At 68.7% G+C, this 14,485-nt stretch carries 13 protein-coding genes and 7 pseudogenes; 15 read left to right on the top strand and 5 right to left on the bottom strand.

The genetic code is table 11. The features are described 5' to 3' along the window. The 8 genes and pseudogenes from L2X98_RS13800 (at position 1) to L2X98_RS13780 (ending at position 5,719) form a co-directional block, all read left to right on the top strand. Positions 1–1,725: an ATP-binding cassette domain-containing protein gene (locus L2X98_RS13800; RefSeq protein WP_259611297.1), complete on the top strand. Its 1,725-nt coding sequence runs from the start codon at positions 1–3 to the stop codon at positions 1,723–1,725. A 22-nt stretch (positions 1,726–1,747) separates the two neighbouring features. Then, positions 1,748–2,098 (top strand): annotated as a pseudogene (locus L2X98_RS21370) (DUF3500 domain-containing protein); the annotation flags it as partial. A gap of 97 nt (positions 2,099–2,195) precedes the next feature. Next, positions 2,196–2,927: a DUF3500 domain-containing protein gene (locus L2X98_RS13795; RefSeq protein ID WP_259611296.1), complete on the top strand. Its 732-nt coding sequence runs from the start codon at positions 2,196–2,198 to the stop codon at positions 2,925–2,927. Beyond that, the gene (locus L2X98_RS13790) at positions 2,924–3,970 is read left to right on the top strand and encodes an amidohydrolase family protein (protein ID WP_259611295.1); all 1,047 of its coding nucleotides are present in this window, start codon (positions 2,924–2,926) and stop codon (positions 3,968–3,970) included. The genes L2X98_RS13795 and L2X98_RS13790 overlap by 4 nt, the downstream gene beginning before the upstream one ends. A 115-nt stretch (positions 3,971–4,085) precedes the next feature. Then, positions 4,086–4,319: pseudogene (locus L2X98_RS21365) on the top strand (FAD-dependent oxidoreductase); the annotation flags it as partial. Positions 4,320–4,449: 130 nt separating this feature from the next. Further along, positions 4,450–4,548: pseudogene (locus tag L2X98_RS21360) on the top strand (hypothetical protein); the annotation flags it as partial. Positions 4,549–4,907: 359 nt separating this feature from the next. Further along, the gene (locus L2X98_RS21355; RefSeq protein ID WP_354003062.1) at positions 4,908–5,306 is read left to right on the top strand and encodes an FAD-dependent monooxygenase; all 399 of its coding nucleotides are present in this window, start codon (positions 4,908–4,910) and stop codon (positions 5,304–5,306) included. Continuing rightward, positions 5,273–5,719: a MarR family winged helix-turn-helix transcriptional regulator gene (locus L2X98_RS13780; protein ID WP_259611293.1), complete on the top strand. Its 447-nt coding sequence runs from the start codon at positions 5,273–5,275 to the stop codon at positions 5,717–5,719. The genes L2X98_RS21355 and L2X98_RS13780 overlap by 34 nt, the downstream gene beginning before the upstream one ends. A gap of 4 nt (positions 5,720–5,723) precedes the next feature. On the opposite strand, the gene L2X98_RS13775 is transcribed toward L2X98_RS13780, so the two are convergent. From L2X98_RS13775 to L2X98_RS21350, 4 genes and pseudogenes are all read right to left on the bottom strand, one after another. Then, positions 5,724–6,386, bottom strand: coding sequence for a GntR family transcriptional regulator (locus L2X98_RS13775; RefSeq protein WP_259611292.1), 663 nt, complete (start codon positions 6,384–6,386; stop codon positions 5,724–5,726). 124 nt (positions 6,387–6,510) lie between these two features. Continuing rightward, entirely contained in the window at positions 6,511–7,194 is a 684-nt protein-coding gene (locus L2X98_RS13770) for a LysR family transcriptional regulator substrate-binding protein (protein WP_259611291.1), read from the bottom strand. 52 nt (positions 7,195–7,246) lie between these two features. Continuing rightward, positions 7,247–7,327: pseudogene (locus L2X98_RS22385) on the bottom strand (helix-turn-helix domain-containing protein); the annotation flags it as partial. 22 nt (positions 7,328–7,349) lie between these two features. Continuing rightward, positions 7,350–7,421 (bottom strand): annotated as a pseudogene (locus tag L2X98_RS21350) (LysR family transcriptional regulator); the annotation flags it as partial. A gap of 121 nt (positions 7,422–7,542) precedes the next feature. On the opposite strand from L2X98_RS21350, the gene hpaD reads away from it, so the two are divergent. The 6 genes and pseudogenes from hpaD to L2X98_RS13745 all read left to right on the top strand — a co-directional run bounded on the left by hpaD (position 7,543) and on the right by L2X98_RS13745 (position 13,108). Further along, entirely contained in the window at positions 7,543–8,538 is a 996-nt protein-coding gene (hpaD, locus tag L2X98_RS13765) for a 3,4-dihydroxyphenylacetate 2,3-dioxygenase (RefSeq protein ID WP_259611290.1), read from the top strand. A gap of 63 nt (positions 8,539–8,601) precedes the next feature. Then, positions 8,602–9,507, top strand: coding sequence for a formyltetrahydrofolate deformylase (gene purU / locus L2X98_RS13760; protein WP_259611289.1), 906 nt, complete (start codon positions 8,602–8,604; stop codon positions 9,505–9,507). Positions 9,508–9,530: 23 nt separating this feature from the next. Beyond that, positions 9,531–10,376, top strand: a complete 846-nt coding sequence (locus L2X98_RS13755) for a methylenetetrahydrofolate reductase (protein WP_259611288.1) — start codon at positions 9,531–9,533, stop codon at positions 10,374–10,376. Between the two features lie 114 nt (positions 10,377–10,490). Then, positions 10,491–11,744, top strand: coding sequence for an aminomethyl transferase family protein (locus L2X98_RS13750; RefSeq protein WP_259611287.1), 1,254 nt, complete (start codon positions 10,491–10,493; stop codon positions 11,742–11,744). A 202-nt stretch (positions 11,745–11,946) separates the two neighbouring features. Then, a pseudogene (locus tag L2X98_RS21345) lies at positions 11,947–12,342 on the top strand (MBL fold metallo-hydrolase); the annotation flags it as partial. 349 nt (positions 12,343–12,691) lie between these two features. Beyond that, positions 12,692–13,108 carry an MBL fold metallo-hydrolase gene (locus L2X98_RS13745; RefSeq protein WP_259611286.1) on the top strand — a complete coding sequence of 139 codons (417 nt, stop codon included), beginning with the start codon at positions 12,692–12,694 and terminating at the stop codon, positions 13,106–13,108. Between the two features lie 40 nt (positions 13,109–13,148). Here L2X98_RS13745 and L2X98_RS13740 read toward each other — a convergent pair whose 3' ends face one another. After that, complete coding sequence (locus L2X98_RS13740) at positions 13,149–13,634, bottom strand: MarR family winged helix-turn-helix transcriptional regulator (protein WP_259611285.1); 486 nt, start codon at positions 13,632–13,634, stop codon at positions 13,149–13,151. Here L2X98_RS13740 and L2X98_RS21340 point away from each other — a divergent pair. Beyond that, positions 13,633–14,451, top strand: a pseudogene (locus tag L2X98_RS21340) (hypothetical protein); the annotation flags it as partial. The gene L2X98_RS13740 and the pseudogene L2X98_RS21340 sit on opposite strands and share 2 nt — an antisense overlap. Positions 14,452–14,485 lie beyond the last annotated feature (34 nt).

Genomic DNA, 14,485 nt, shown 5'->3' with positions numbered 1-14,485 from the left:
ATGAGCATCCAGCCGGAGGCGCGGACGGCGACGTCCGCGCCTCCGGCGCGCCTCGAGGTCCACGACGTCACGGTGACGTTCGGCAGCAACCGTGTCCTGCGGGATGTCGCAATCGAGGTGCGTCCCGGTGAGATCCATGGGCTGATCGGGCAGAACGGCTCGGGCAAGTCGACGCTCGCGAAGGTCCTCACCGGGCTGTACACCCCCGACCCCGGCGCACGCGTGCTGGTCGACAGCGAGCCGCTGCGCCTCCCGGTTCGCCCCGCCGAGTCCCGCGCGGCCGGCGTCGCCGTGGTCCATCAGAGCCTCGGGCTCATCGATCGGATGAGCGTCATCGAGAATCTGCGCATGGGCCGGCTCCGCGCCCGCGGCCTCGGCCGACGCATCGACTGGAAGCGCGAGCGGGCAGAAGCCGAGACCGTCTTCGACCGGCTCGGTCGACGCGTCCCGTTCGACGTCCCCGTCGGCGCGCTGCGCGAGGAGGAACGCGCGACCGTCGCGATCGCCCGTGCGCTCCAGGACGCGACCCCCGGCCACGGCCTGATCATCTTCGACGAGTCGACGCGGGCACTCGGACGCCGCGCGCTCGAGCACTTCTTCGCGATCCTCGACGAGATCGTGGCCACCGGCACGTCCGTCCTGCTCATCACGCACCGCCTGGAGGAGATCATCGACGCCGCCGACCGGGTGACGATCCTGCGCGACGGACGGGTGGTCGAATCCGGGCGCGAGGTGGCGGGGATGAGCGAAGCCACCCTCACCACGATGATGCTCGGACGCGGGCTGGTCGACCTCAGCTCCCAGGGCACGGCGCCGGCCGCGGCATCCGGCTCCCCGGTCGTCGTCGAGCATCTCGCCGGACTCGGCGTCGCCGACCTCGATCTGCACGTGGCCGCCGGCGAGGTGCTCGGCCTGACCGGCATCGCCGGCTCGGGTTACGACGATGTCCCCTACCTGCTCAGCGGCGCCTCGCCAGCAGCCGACGGCACGATCACGATGCGCGGCACGGCGGTCGCCGCCCGGCAGCTCAGTCCCGCCTCCGCGGTTGCCGCGGGCATCGCGCTCGTGCCGGAGGGCCGCGAGCACGCGGGTCTGGCGGGCAGCCTGAGCGTCGCCGAGAATGCCGCATTTCCGCAGACCAGCCGGTCCCGGCGGGCGCTCCTGCCGTATTCGGCCAAGGACGAGAAGGCGCTGGTCACGGGCTGGATCGACCAGCTCGACGTCCGGCCACCCGATCCGAAGTCGCTCGTGAAGAACCTCTCCGGAGGGAACGCGCAGAAGGTCCTGCTGGCGAAGTGGCTCGCGACCGACCCCGAGCTCGCTGCTCCACGAACCGACGCAGGCCGTCGACGTCGGCGCGCGCCACACCATCGTGGCCGCGATCCGGAAGGCCGCCTCCGCCGGCCGGGCGGTCATCGTCGCCGGCTCGGACGAGAACGAGCTGTCGATGCTGTGCGACCGGATCCTGGTGTTCGCCGATGGCCGGGTCCGGGACGAGTTGACCGGCCGGCAGAGTCCGGACGACATCGTGGCAGCGATCTATGCGGGCGGATCGCGCGCGACCCTGCGCGATCGCATCCCGCGCCGAGAAGAGGCGTGAATGGCCGGGTCATCAGGCAACGACATCGACGAGTTCTTCTCCACTGCTCGGGTCGCCGGCCATACCAGCGCGGTCGAACTGCCCGAGGGCGACTACCGCCGCTTCCTGTACTCGCTGGACGATGAGATCCTCGCGCCCTACCGCGAGATGAGCTACGAGCAGTTCCGCGAAGACCGCTATCGGGCGCCGTTCCTGCGCAGCCTCGTCGAATACTGGGACTCGCTGCTGGCCGAGCCGTTCGTCGGCATCACGACGGACGGCGACGTGGTGCCGGACCTGTACCGCCTGCCCGAGCCGTCCGGGCAGAACGATCCGGCGATCGTCGACGCGGCACGCAAGGCGCTCTCGCTGCTGGATGCCGCGGCCGTGCAGCGCCTGTCGTACCCGATCGACGCACCCGAGCGGAGGGCGTGGAGCAACCCGGAGTGGGTGTTCCACCGGGTGGGCGTCCGCCTCGAAGACCTGCCCGCCGAGCAGTCCGACGCGCTGCTGGGGATCGTCCGCGCCTCGCTGAGCCCCGAGGGCTGGGCGCGCGTCGACGAGGCGATGCAAGCTCAACGGCTTCCTCGGCGAGCTGACCGGGCTGCCGCGGATCATGAACCACCGCAGCTTCTGGTTCTCGATCTTCGGCACGCCCTCGACCGACGAGCCGTGGGGGTGGCTGCTGTTCGGGCATCACGTCTGCGTCAGCTTCACCACCATCGCCGGTCGGCACGTGCTCGCCCCGGTGTTCCTGGGCGGCGAGCCGGCGCTCTCCGACGCGCACCCGCCGTTGTTCGCAGACCGCGAGGCGATCGCGATCGAGCTCGCCGAGTCGTTCACGCCGGAGCAGCGTCGCGCGGCGGTCGTCTACGACTCGGTGCTCGACCCGAGCATGCCGGAAGGGCGGCGGCATCCCGCCGACGAGCGCCACGTCGCCGGCGCCTTCCGCGACAATCGCGTCATCCCGTACGAGGGACTCGTCGCCCGGACGCTCGACGAGGGCCAGTGGGCCCGGCTGCGTGCCCTCATCGCCGACTACCTGCTCCTGTACCGCGAGGAGCAGCGCACGCTCACCCTGGCAGACGTCGACGCGCACCGCGACGACACGCACGTGTCGTGGTACGGCGCGACCGACGGGTCGACGCCGATCTACCTGCGCATCCACAGCCCCGTGATCCTCGCCGAGCTCGACCACCACGCCGGAGTCTGGCTCAGCAATCGGCTGCCGGCCCGATTCCATGTCCACACCACGCTGCGCCTGCCCAACGGCAACGACTACGGCCACGCCTATCTGGCGCAGCACACCGACCGATCGACAACCGAGACCGAAGGAACCGAGATATGACCGTCGTCGACATCAACATCCACCACCTGCCCGAGGATCTGTTCACCAACGGGAAGCTCCTGAACGGCTTCTTGAACTCCGCTCCGCGCGGATTCGGCGAGATCGCCTATGTGACCGAGACCGACCAGGGCAAGAAGCACCTCGTGCTCGAGAAGCCGGCGGGCCACCAGAACCTCAACTACGTCGACGGCGATTACTCGGCCGAGGCCAAGCTGGCCGCGATGGACGATGCCGGTGTCGACTACGGCATCATGCGCGTGCCGGTCTGGCAGGAGTGGCTCGATCTGGAGACCTGCCGGGCCGTCAATGACAACGCCGCCGATATCGTGGGGCGCTCCAACGGGCGGTTGTTCTTCACTGCCGCGGTGCCGCCTTGGGGTGGCAAGGAGAACATCGACGAGCTCAAGCGCTGCATCGACCTCGGTGCGGTCGGCGTGCAGCTGGCCTGCCACTACGGCCAGCTCTACCTCGACGACCCGGTGTTCGAGCCGTACTTCCTCGAGATCGAGAAGCTCGGCATCCCGGTCATCGCCCATCACACCCCGCTGCCGGTCGAGTGGCACTCGGTGATCGACTACACGAACCTGCGTCGTGAGTACGGGCGGATCATCGACCAGGGCATCGCCGTGGGCCGCGAGCTGTTCAGCGGAATGTTCGACCGGATGCCGGGACTGCGCATTGTCCACACGATGATGGGCGGCAACTGGTTCGCCAGCTCGGAGCTGCTCACGCCGCACGCACCCACGAAGAAGGAGTCGCTCACGCGACTGGACCCGACCGGGGGCGAGAAGATCCGGTCCTACCTGAAGGACAACATCTTCTTCGACATGACCCACCCGCACTCGTGGGGCAAGACGCAGGTCGAGGCGGCGCTTGAGATCAACGGCGCCGACCACTACATGTTCGGCTCGTCGTTCCCGGTGTTCAAGAGCTGGATGAGCCAGGGCGTCGACTTCATCAAGAATGAACTCGAGATCAGCGATGCCGACCGCGAGGCGGTGTTCTCCGGCAACGCGAAGCGCCTGTTCAACCTGCCGATCTGACCGCGTCGTCCCCTCCGGCTCCTCCGGACTTGATTATGTATCTAGGTCAGTATATATTGGCCTAGATACATAATCGGAGCGGACAGCTCACTACGACGGAGTAGGCGGAAGCGACATGGTTCAACGGACAGTACTGGTTGTCGGCGGCGGCATCGGCGGGCTCTCCGCGGCGATCGCGCTGCGACAGCAGGGGTTCGACGTCACGGTGATCGAGCGATACCCCGACCTGCACGCCTCCGTGTTCGGCGTCGGCATCATCCAGCCCGGGAACGCCCTGCGCGCGCTGGATGCGATCGGCTGCGCGGACGCCTGCGTCGCCGGCGGATATCCGGCGACGCAGTGGGGACGGATGCTGGATGTCGACGGCGAGCACCTGCATGACATGCCGGGGGTCGCGATCGCGGGTTCCACCTTCCCGCCACTGAACGGCATCACCCGTCCGCAGGCTGCACGAGATCCTCACGTCCCGGGCGCTCGAGGTGGGCGTCGTCATCCACTACGGCACGACGTTCGACTCGCTGGAGGACGACGGCAGCTCGGTGACGGTCACCACCGAGACGGGCACGACGTTCACCACCGACCTCGTCGTCGGCGCGGACGGCGTGCGCTCGCGGGTGCGACGGCACGTGCTGAGCGAAGAGATCGAACCGCATTACATCGGGCAGTCGGCGTTCCGTGTGAACATCCCCCGGCTGCCGGAGATCGACTGCATCGTGCTGCAGGTGTGCGAGGCGGGGATGGCCGGCTACGTGCCGATCGGGCCCGACCTGGCCTACATGTTCTACAACGCGCACTTCGGGGACCACGAGCGCATCCCGGACGACCAGCTCGCGCCGCGGCTGCGCGAGTACCTCGCCCCGTTCGGTGGGCTCACCGGTCGCGTGCGCGACGAGTTCATCACCGACGACGCGGACATCGTGCTCGGCCGGAGGAGTCGATGGGCACACCCACGCCCTGGCACAAGGGCCGGGTCGTGCTCATGGGCGACGCCGTCCACGCGATCACGCCGCATCTGGGCCAGGGCGCCGCGCAGGCCATCGAGGACGGGGTCGTGCTGGCCGACGCGCTCTCCCGCCACGACAACCTCGACACGGCGTTCGCCGAGTACACCGCACGGCGCTACGAGCGCTGCAAGCTCATCGTCGACACGTCCCTGGCGATCGGCGAGTGGGAGATGGGGCGGCTTCCCGGGTTCGACAACGTCGCCGCCACGAACCATGTGCTCGACGTCATGGCGCAAGCCGCTCTGATCCATCCGCCGGCGCCAGCCGATAGCCTGGCGCCGGAGAAGGGGAGGGTGCGATGTCATCTGCGGCGGGCCGGCAACTGCCGGTGATCCTGCGCGAACTGGCCTGGACGATCCACAAACGGGCCCCGGATCGCGCCGGAGTGGGGCCTCTGCCGACCACCGAGGTGGCCCTGCTCAAGCAGATCGTGGATGCTCCCGGGTGCACGGTCTCCCAGCTCGCCACCGCACTCGGACTGCATCAGCCGAACGCGAGCGGTGCGCTGCGTGTGCTGGTGCACCGCGGACTGGTCGAACGTGCTCCCGACCCTGCCGACCGGCGCACGATCCGCGTCATCCCCACCGCGCTCGGCTTGACCGAGCACGAGGCGATAGCCGCCGGCTGGGCCGCAGACGTGGCCGACGCGATCGCCGAACTCGACTCGGCGCACCGCGACGCACTCGAAGCCGCCTCCGACGCGATGGTCCAGCTCACGCTGATCGTGCGCGGCGGCGAGCGCTGAAGGCTCAGGCCTCGGTCTGAGCGGCCAGAGCCGCCTCGTGATGGGCGATCGCCTCGAGCGTGCTCAGCTGATGGCGCCGCATCGACGTCTCGACCTGGTCGGGGTCGGCACCCCCTTCGATCAGGTCGAGGATGCCCTCGTGCTCGGCAATCGATGCGAGCGCACGCCCCGGCGCATACCAGAACGCGCTGCGGCGGACCATGTCCAGCCGGGTCCACTCGTTGTGGATCAGATGGGACAGATGCGCGTCGCCGCACCGCGAGCAGATGAATTCGTGGAACTGCCGGTTGAGAGTGCCGAAGCGGGCGACGTCGAAATCGGTCAGGGCCTGCCGCATCTCCGCGTTCAGCGCGCGCGCGTCGTCGATGTCCTCCGTGGTCAGGCGCGGGGCCGCCAGCGCGGCGCCGAGTCCCTCGATCCGGGCCAGCAGCCGCATGGTGCGGTGCCAGGAGTCGGTGTCGAACGTCTTCACCAGGGCGCCGACGTTCGGAATGATCTCGACCCAGCCCTCGGCCTCCAGCCGACGCAGCGACTCGCGCCACGGAACGGACGAGATCGAGTGCTCGCGGCCGAGCTGGTCGATGACCAGCCTTTGTCCCGGGCCGAACGTGCCGTCCATGATCCGTTCGCGCAGGATCTGATATGCCTGCTCGGCCTTGGTCACCATCGTTGAATAATAGCGGAAATCGCACACAATCCCCGCGCATTCCTCGGCAGAGAGTGGTTCATTGCGGCGAGATCCCGCGCATTCACCCGAAGGTTCCCATAATCGCGTGCGATTTCGCACACGATTACCGAGCCCGGACGTCGAGGCTGGCGATGAATCGCGCGATGACGGGATGCTGCGCCCCGCCGGGCCGGGTGAGCACGAGTGCCCGCAGCGGCGTCGGCTCGGGGTCGAGGCGCCGCACGACGAGGTCGAAGCGACGCAGGCTCGCCGCATCCGGGTCGGGAAGGACGCCCCAGGCGGCACCCGACTCGATGAACGGGATGCTCGTCTGGATCGTCTCGGCGGTGCGGATGGCGGCCGGTGCGATCCCGTGCGCGCGAAACGCCTCGTCGACGGCCTCGGGCAGGCTCGGCACCGCCGCGGTGCGCTGCGGGAGCACGATGCGGCGCCCGTCGAACGCGGCAAGCGGAAGCGGGTCGGGGGCGTCGGACTCACTCGGAGGCAACGCGGCCACCAGCGGAACCTCGCCGCCGTCCACGATGTCGAACTGGCCGCGGTGCCGCGCGGCGAACCGGTCGGGCTCGGCCACCATGATCATCGCGACGTCGACGGCACGACGCGCGAGCTGATCGATCGCCGTCCACGGCGGCGGATCCGTCAGACGGACTTCCACGTCCGGCGCGACATCCGCGAACGCCCGCAGCGAGACGCGGCAGCCGATGCCACAAGAGGGTCGGCACGACCGCCAGCGCGAGCCGACCCGTCGTACCGGCGCCGAAGCGCCCCAGCGCCTCGGCGATGTCATCGACCTCTGCGAGCAGGCCGGCCGCGGCATCCAGGAGGTACCGTCCGGCGCTCGTCGGCTCGACCCCGCGCGGCGAACGATCCAGGAGCGGCACACCGACGGAGGTCTCCAGTTTCGCGATCGCGACGCTCAGCGACGGCTTGCGAAAGATGCAACGTCTCGGCGGCCGCCGAGAACGACCCCGCCTCCACGACGGCACTGAAGTACCGCAAGTGGCGCAGCTCCATGGCTCAGATGATATCCGAGCCGTCGGTATAGCGCTCATCTATAGGTGCGCCAGCCGATCCGGGGCTTCTCCTTCGCGGCCATCGCGCACACGATGGAAGCACCGACCCGAAGGAGACACCGATGCTGCCCACCTGGAACCAGACTCCCCCATTCACCCTGACCCGCGCGAGCCACGTGCGCCTCGCGGTGACCGACCTTCCGTCCAGCCGTGACTTCTATCGCGACACGATCGGCCTGGTCGTCACCGAGGAGTCCGACGACGTGGTGTATCTGCGCGGTCTCGAGGAGTCCGCCCACCACAGCCTGGTGCTCGAGCGCGGCGACACGGCGCAGGCGCGCCAGATCGGGCTGCGCGTCCGCACCGATGGTGACATCGTCGCCGCCGAGCGATACTTCACCGAGACCGGCATCGCACACGAGCGCGTCGAGGTGCCGCACCAGGGGCCGACCCTGCGGTTCCGCGACCCGGTCGGCATGCACTTCGAGCTGACCAGCAGCATGGACCTCGTGCCGCGCAAGATGCAGGACTTCGACGAGTTCGTCGCCGGGGCCCCGCAGCGCCTCGACCATTACCAGGCCGTGACGCACGACGTGCAGACTGCGACCGACTTCTGGACCGGCCTGGGGATGCGCATGAGCGAATACACGGCGACCGACGGCACCGACGAGCTGTGGGGCACGTGGATGGAGGTCAAGGGCAACACCCACGACCTCGTGTTCACGAACGGGAAGGGTCCGCGTCTGCACCACTTCGCGTACACCGTGCCGGATGCCTCCGCCCTGCTGCATGCGGCGGATGTCGCCGGTGCGCGCGGGTTCGGCGACGAGATCGATCGCGGCCCGGGCCGGCACGGCATCAGCAACGCGATGTTCCTGTACCTGCGCGATCCCGACCAGCACCGCATCGAGCTGTTCACCACGCACTACCAGTTCATCGACCTCGAAGAGCAGCCGATTCGCTGGGATGTCAGCAACCGCCGCCGCGCACAGCTGTGGGGGCTGCCGGCATCCCGTCGCTGGTTCTTCGAGGCCAGCGAGTTCCCGGACGAACCCCTGCACGAGCCGCTGCTGACCGCGACCCCCGCCACGCTCGAGGACTTCCTCGGCGTGCACTGAGTTACAGGTGTCTGCTAGTCTTTCAGTCAGCTTAAACTCTGACGACGAAGACAGGAGGCGGCGATGACCATCGTCGAGACACCGATGGCGGCACGGGGAGCCGATCTCGATCCGCTCCGCGACCAGGCGGTGCTGCTGGTGCAGGGCCAGGATCGACCGGGCCTGGTGCGTGCCGTGTCGACCACGCTCGCCGAGCACCGAGCGAACATCATCTCGCTCGACCAGTACACCGATCACGCGAACGGCGGGCGCTTCTTCCAACGTGCCGTGTTCCGGCTCGAAGGCCTGGACGTCGCGCGTTCGGCACTGGAGGAGTCGCTGCGGGTCGCGCTGGGCGAAGGATTCGGGCTGACGTGGCGGCTTTCCGCGCTGGCGACGCCGAAGCGCGTCGCGATCCTCGCATCGACCAGCGACCACTGCCTGCTGGACCTGCTGTGGCGGCAGCGGCGCGGTGAGATCCCGATGACGGTGCCGATGGTGATCTCGAACCACTCGGTCGTCGCCGACGACGTGCGCTTCCTCGGCATCCCGTTCTTCCACGTGCCGTCGTCGGGGCCGGACAAGGCGGCCGCGGAGGACCGGATCGTGGAACTGCTGGCGGATAACGTCGACGTCGTCGTGCTCGCGCGCTACATGCAGATCCTCTCCGGCGACTTCCTGGCGAGGGTCGGAGTCCCCGTGATCAACATCCACCACTCCTTCCTGCCGGCCTTCATCGGCGCGGGCCCCTACCGCAAGGCGAAGGAGCGCGGCGTGAAGCTGATCGGTGCGACCGCCCATTATGCGACCGAGGACCTCGACGAGGGCCCGATCATCGAGCAGGACGTGGTCCGCGTGACCCACGCCGACACCGCCGCCGATCTGCAGCGTCGCGGCGCCGATGTCGAACGCGCGGTGCTCGCCCGGGCCGTCACGTGGCACTGCGAGGACCGGGTGATGCGCCACGGCCGCGAGACCGTCGTGCTGTGAACCCACCACCGAGAGGCGATTCGATGACGAACCCCACCACCACAGACCTGCTCGCCGACTTCTCGCTGGAGATGACCGGCAAGGACGTCGATGACCTGAACGCCGCCGCCGGCCTGCTGCCGCGCGGCACCCGAGTCAACGTGACCTTCCTCGGCAACGAGGACCTCACGATGCGCACGGCCGCCGCCCGCGCCGTGCGGACCGCCGGCCTCGAGCCGGTCCCCCACATCTCCGCCCGCCGCCTGCATGACCGTGCCGAACTGGAGACATATCTCCGGGCTCTGCACGAGGTGGATGCCGCGACCAGCGTGTTCTGCGTCGGCGGCGACCCCGCGACACCGCACGGGCCGTACGCCGACGCCGAATCCGTGATCCGCACGGGCGTCCTGCCCGCGGCAGGCGTCCGTCATGTCAGCATCGCCGGGTACCCCGAGGGACACCCCGACATCCCCGACGACGTGCTGTGGAGCGCGCTGCGCGGAAAGGTCGCGGCGCTCGCTGAGCAGGGGGTGGAGGGCTCGATCATCACCCAGTTCGCGTTCGACGAGAAGCCGGTGCTGCGCTGGATCGAGCAGGTGCGCGACGCCGGCGTCCACCTCCCGATCCGGATCGGCGTGCCTGGGCCGGCCGGGGTGAAGCGGCTGCTGGGCTTCGCCCGTCGGTTCGGGATCGGCGCCAACGCCCTGATCGTGAAGAAGTACGGCTTCTCGCTCACGAACCTGATGGGGACCGCGGGCCCGGAGAGGCTCATCGGCGCGCTCGCCGCCAGCTACGACCCCGGCCGGCACGGCCCGGTGCGCCTGCACTTCTACACCTTCGGCGGCATCCAGGCCACCTCCCAGTGGATCACCGAATTCCGCAGCCGATGAGCCACGGCATCCCTCGCACAAAAGGAGAACACCCATGACCATGCCCTCCCTCCAGGACGCGATCGACCGCGCAGGATCACCCATCCGGCTTGCTGGCGGGCCCGACGCCGCGCCGTGGGACGTGCCCGTCGTCGCCGCCGAGTACGCGGGTGGCAGCGCGAGCAGGAGGCGTGGCGCAGCACGGTCGCGCTCTCGGACCTCTCGTTCCACATGTCCGACACCGTCTTCGAAGGACCCGACGCCACCCGGCTGCTGCGCGATGTGAGCGCGAACGACTACGACCGATTCGCGATCGGCCAGGCCAAGCAGTTCGTGCCGGTGTCGTACGACGGCAACATCATCACCGACGGCATCCTGCTGCGCGAGGCGCCGGACCGGTACGCGCTGACCGGCGTGCCCGCTGCGCAGAACTGGGTCACGTTCCACGCCGAGCGCAACGGGTACGACGTCGCGTTCTCCACCGACCCCGACTCGTCGGTGCGCAGGGCCGGCGACCCGAAGCTCTTCCGCTTCCAGATCCAGGGGCCGCACGCACTGGAGGTCGCCGCCCGCGCCTTCGGTGGACCGCTGCCGGAGACGAAGTTCTTCCACTCGGTCTTCGTGGACGTCGATGGGCGCCGGGTGCGCGCGCTGCGCCACGGCATGGCCGGGCAGGCCGGTTATGAGTTCATCGGGTCATTCGCCGACCACGGCGCCGTCAAGGATGCGCTGCTGGAGGCGGGCGAGCCTCTCGGCCTGGTGCCCGTGGGCGGCATGGCCTATTTCACGAACGGCGTCGAGAGCGGGTGGATCCCGACCCCGACCCCGGCGATCTACACCGATCCGCGCCTGGCGGACTACCGCCGGTGGCTGAGCGCCTTCTCGTACGAGGGCAAGAAGCCGCTCGGCGGCAGCTTCTACTCCGACGACATCGCGGACTACTACCTGTCGCCGTGGGAGCTCGGCTACGGGCGCTCGATCACGCTGGACCGCGAGTTCATCGGTCGCGACGCACTCAACGAGGCCCACGAGCTCGTCCGTCGCCGCAAGGTCACACTCGAGTTCGACGCCGCCGATGTCGCCGCAGTCTTCGACGACCACCCCGGGTATGTGCGCACCTACGACCGCCACCGCGTACAAGCACAGGACGGAGCGCTTGTGGGCATGACGTTCTGGACCGCGACGATCGCCCCGCTCGACCGCATCCTCGCCCTGGCGCTCGTCGACGAGGGCGTCGCCGAACCTGGCACCGAACTCGAGGTGGCGTGGGGCGAGCACCCCGGGCACGGCACCGCGCCCGACGCCGACCTCGGGTTCCCGCGCATCCGCGCGACGGTACGGCCCTCGCCGTACAACGAGTACACGCGGACCGCCTACCGGGCCGCCTGATATCGCTTCGCCGGCAACCGCCGAGACGCGATCTGCTCTGGTGTGGATTTGAGCTGACTGTTATCATCACCAACAACTGAAACTTGGCGGGAGATGACGTCGTCTCCGTGGAAGCTGTTCGCGGCGATCTGCCGTCCCGCCCTGGTCGCACCGTCCGATCCCGCACGGCGGGTCGGCACCCAGGTCTGGGAGAGGTAAACGCATGTGTGGTTCCTGCAGTGACTTGTCCGTCCAGTCCGGCGGCGTCCCATCCGCACCCGAGCGCCGCGGGCTCTCGCGCCGGGCGATGCTCGGGGGCATCGGCGCGCTCGCCGGGGCCGGCATCGTCGGCGTCGGCGCCCCGGCGCTGGCCGCACCGAAGAGCTCGGGAGGGCCGTCGAACTGGTCTGCGCTGTCGCACGGTGCGCACCTGGTGCTGCTGGGAACGGCCGGCGGACCGCCCCCGCACAGTGACCGCGGCGGAATCTCCAGCGCGCTCGTCGTCAACGGTGCCGTGTATGTGATCGACGCGGGGCGCAACGCCGTCACCGCCTACCTGCAGGCCGGCCTGAAGCTCGCGGCGCTCTCCGGGATCTTCATCACGCATCTGCACGCCGATCACGTGGCCGACTATTACAACTTCTTCCTGCTCGGGGGCAATGGCAACCCAACTGCCATGGATTCGCTTCCCGACAAGACCCCCGTGTTCGGTCCGGGGCCCGCAGGCGGCCTTCCGCCGACCTTCGGGGGCGGCATATCCCCGACGGTGAATCCGAACGATCCGACTCCGGGTCTGCAGGGTTTGACGGAATACTGCAACGACGCGTTCGCGTACAGCACCAACCTGTTCATGCGAGACAGCTTCATCCGTGACGCGTCGACGCTCATGGATGTCCACGAGGTCTCGATCCCGGGCGTGCGAGCGTCCTTCCAGAACACCGCGCCGCGGATGCAAGCCGTTCCTGATCATGCAGGACGCCAACGTGCGGGTGACGGCCGTCCTGGTGCCCCACGGGCCGACCTTTCCCACCTTCGCCTACCGCTTCGACACCGAGTACGGCTCCGTCACCTTCTCGGGCGACACGACGTACACCGACAACATCCCGACGCTCGCCCACCGGACCGACATCCTCGTCCACGAGGCCATCAACGTACGGGGATGGCCGGGCCCGGACGCTCTGAAGGATCATCTGCTCACCTCCCACGTCGAGGTCCAGAAGGTGGGCGCCGTCGCCTCCGACGCCCAGGCACGTCGTCTGGTCCTGAGCCATGTCGGCGACCTGGTCAGCCCGGTTCTTCCGGTGCGGCAGTGGACGGCATGGGCTCGTCAGGGCTATCACGGTCCGGTCACTGTGGGCCGGGACCTGCAGGTGTTCACCCTGTAGCAGACGGCCGGCCGACCGCCGTCCTGACCGCTCGTCGCCCTCAGCGCGAGCCGGTGACCGGCCACATCGTGCCGATGGGAACCTCGACGCCGTCGAACGTCGTGGTGAGGATCGTCAGGGTCTCTCGCAGAGCGGCCTGGTGCGTGGCATCCAGCACCGCGTCGATCTCGTGGTTCACCGCCGCTACCCGGGTCCGGCCCTCGTCCGCGCCGGCAAGCCCCGCCTCGGTGAGTTCGTACCAGATCACGCGCTTGTGCACGGGGTGCGGCAACCGCGTGACCCACCCCAGCTTCTCCAGATGGTTCAGCGCGGTGGTGACGCTCTGCGGCGTGAGCCGGAACAGCCGGGCGAGATCGGATGCCGACATGTGGCCGAGCTCGTCGAGGTGCACGCAGATGCCGAGCTGGGTGACCGTCACGCCGAGATCCTCGATGTCGTTCACGATCCGCTGGTGCAGGGCCTGATTCGCCCGCCACAGCCGGTACGGGAGCCCGTCGAGCCAGGCAGAGGGTTCGTCTTGCGGCATGCGGGACTCCTGTTCGTCGTCTGACAACATTATCCACGAACGGAATGGTTACAGAACGCTGGTATTATTACAGATGTCTGGTAACCTAGTGTCCGCCCGCACCGACGCGGGCGAAACCCGAAGGGATGACATGCCCACTCTCGAAGACACGATCCAGGCAGCCGGCGGACCCCTCCAGCCCTGCGCGAGCGGAAGAAGCGGATCGTTCATATTCCCGGTGACCTCCGAGTTCACCAACTGGCGCGACGAGCAGGAATCGTGGCGCACGAGCGCGGCACTGATGGACCTGTCGCAGCACATGCCCGACCTCATCGTGCAGGGACCGGACGTGTTCCGGCTGCTCGCGCACCTGGGCGCGAACACGTTCCGCGGATTCGGCCCGATGAAGGCGAAGCAGCTGATAGCGGTGGGTCCGGACGGCAACATGATCGGAGACGCCATCCTGTTCTGCCTCGGCGAGGACCTGGTGCGCATCGTGGGCCGGCCGCCGGCATTGAGCTGGGTGCAGTTCCACGCCGAGACTGGCAGCTGGAACGTCGAGCTCCGTCGGGACGAGCGCGCGATCATCGTGCCCCGCACACGCGAGCTCTATCGGCTTGAGCTGCAGGGCCCGACCGCCGGCGAGATCCTGGAGAAGGTCAACGGCGGCCCGCTGCCCGAGATCAAGTTCTTCCACATGGGCCGGTTCAAGATCGGACGTTACGAGGCGACCGCACTGAATCACCGGATGTCTGGGTTCCCCGGGCTCGAGTTCTTCGGTCCGTACGAAGACTTCGAAGGCGTGCGCGACACACTCCTCCAGGCCGGGGCCGAGTTCGGCATCACCCAGATCGGCGGGCGCGCGTACGCAT

Origin of the sequence: Microbacterium elymi (genome assembly GCF_021582895.2) — a bacterium.
GTDB classification, from domain to species: domain Bacteria; phylum Actinomycetota; class Actinomycetes; order Actinomycetales; family Microbacteriaceae; genus Microbacterium; species Microbacterium humicola.
The sequence above is the reverse complement of the archived record's forward strand: the minus strand, read 5'-3'. Positions and strand labels throughout refer to the sequence as shown.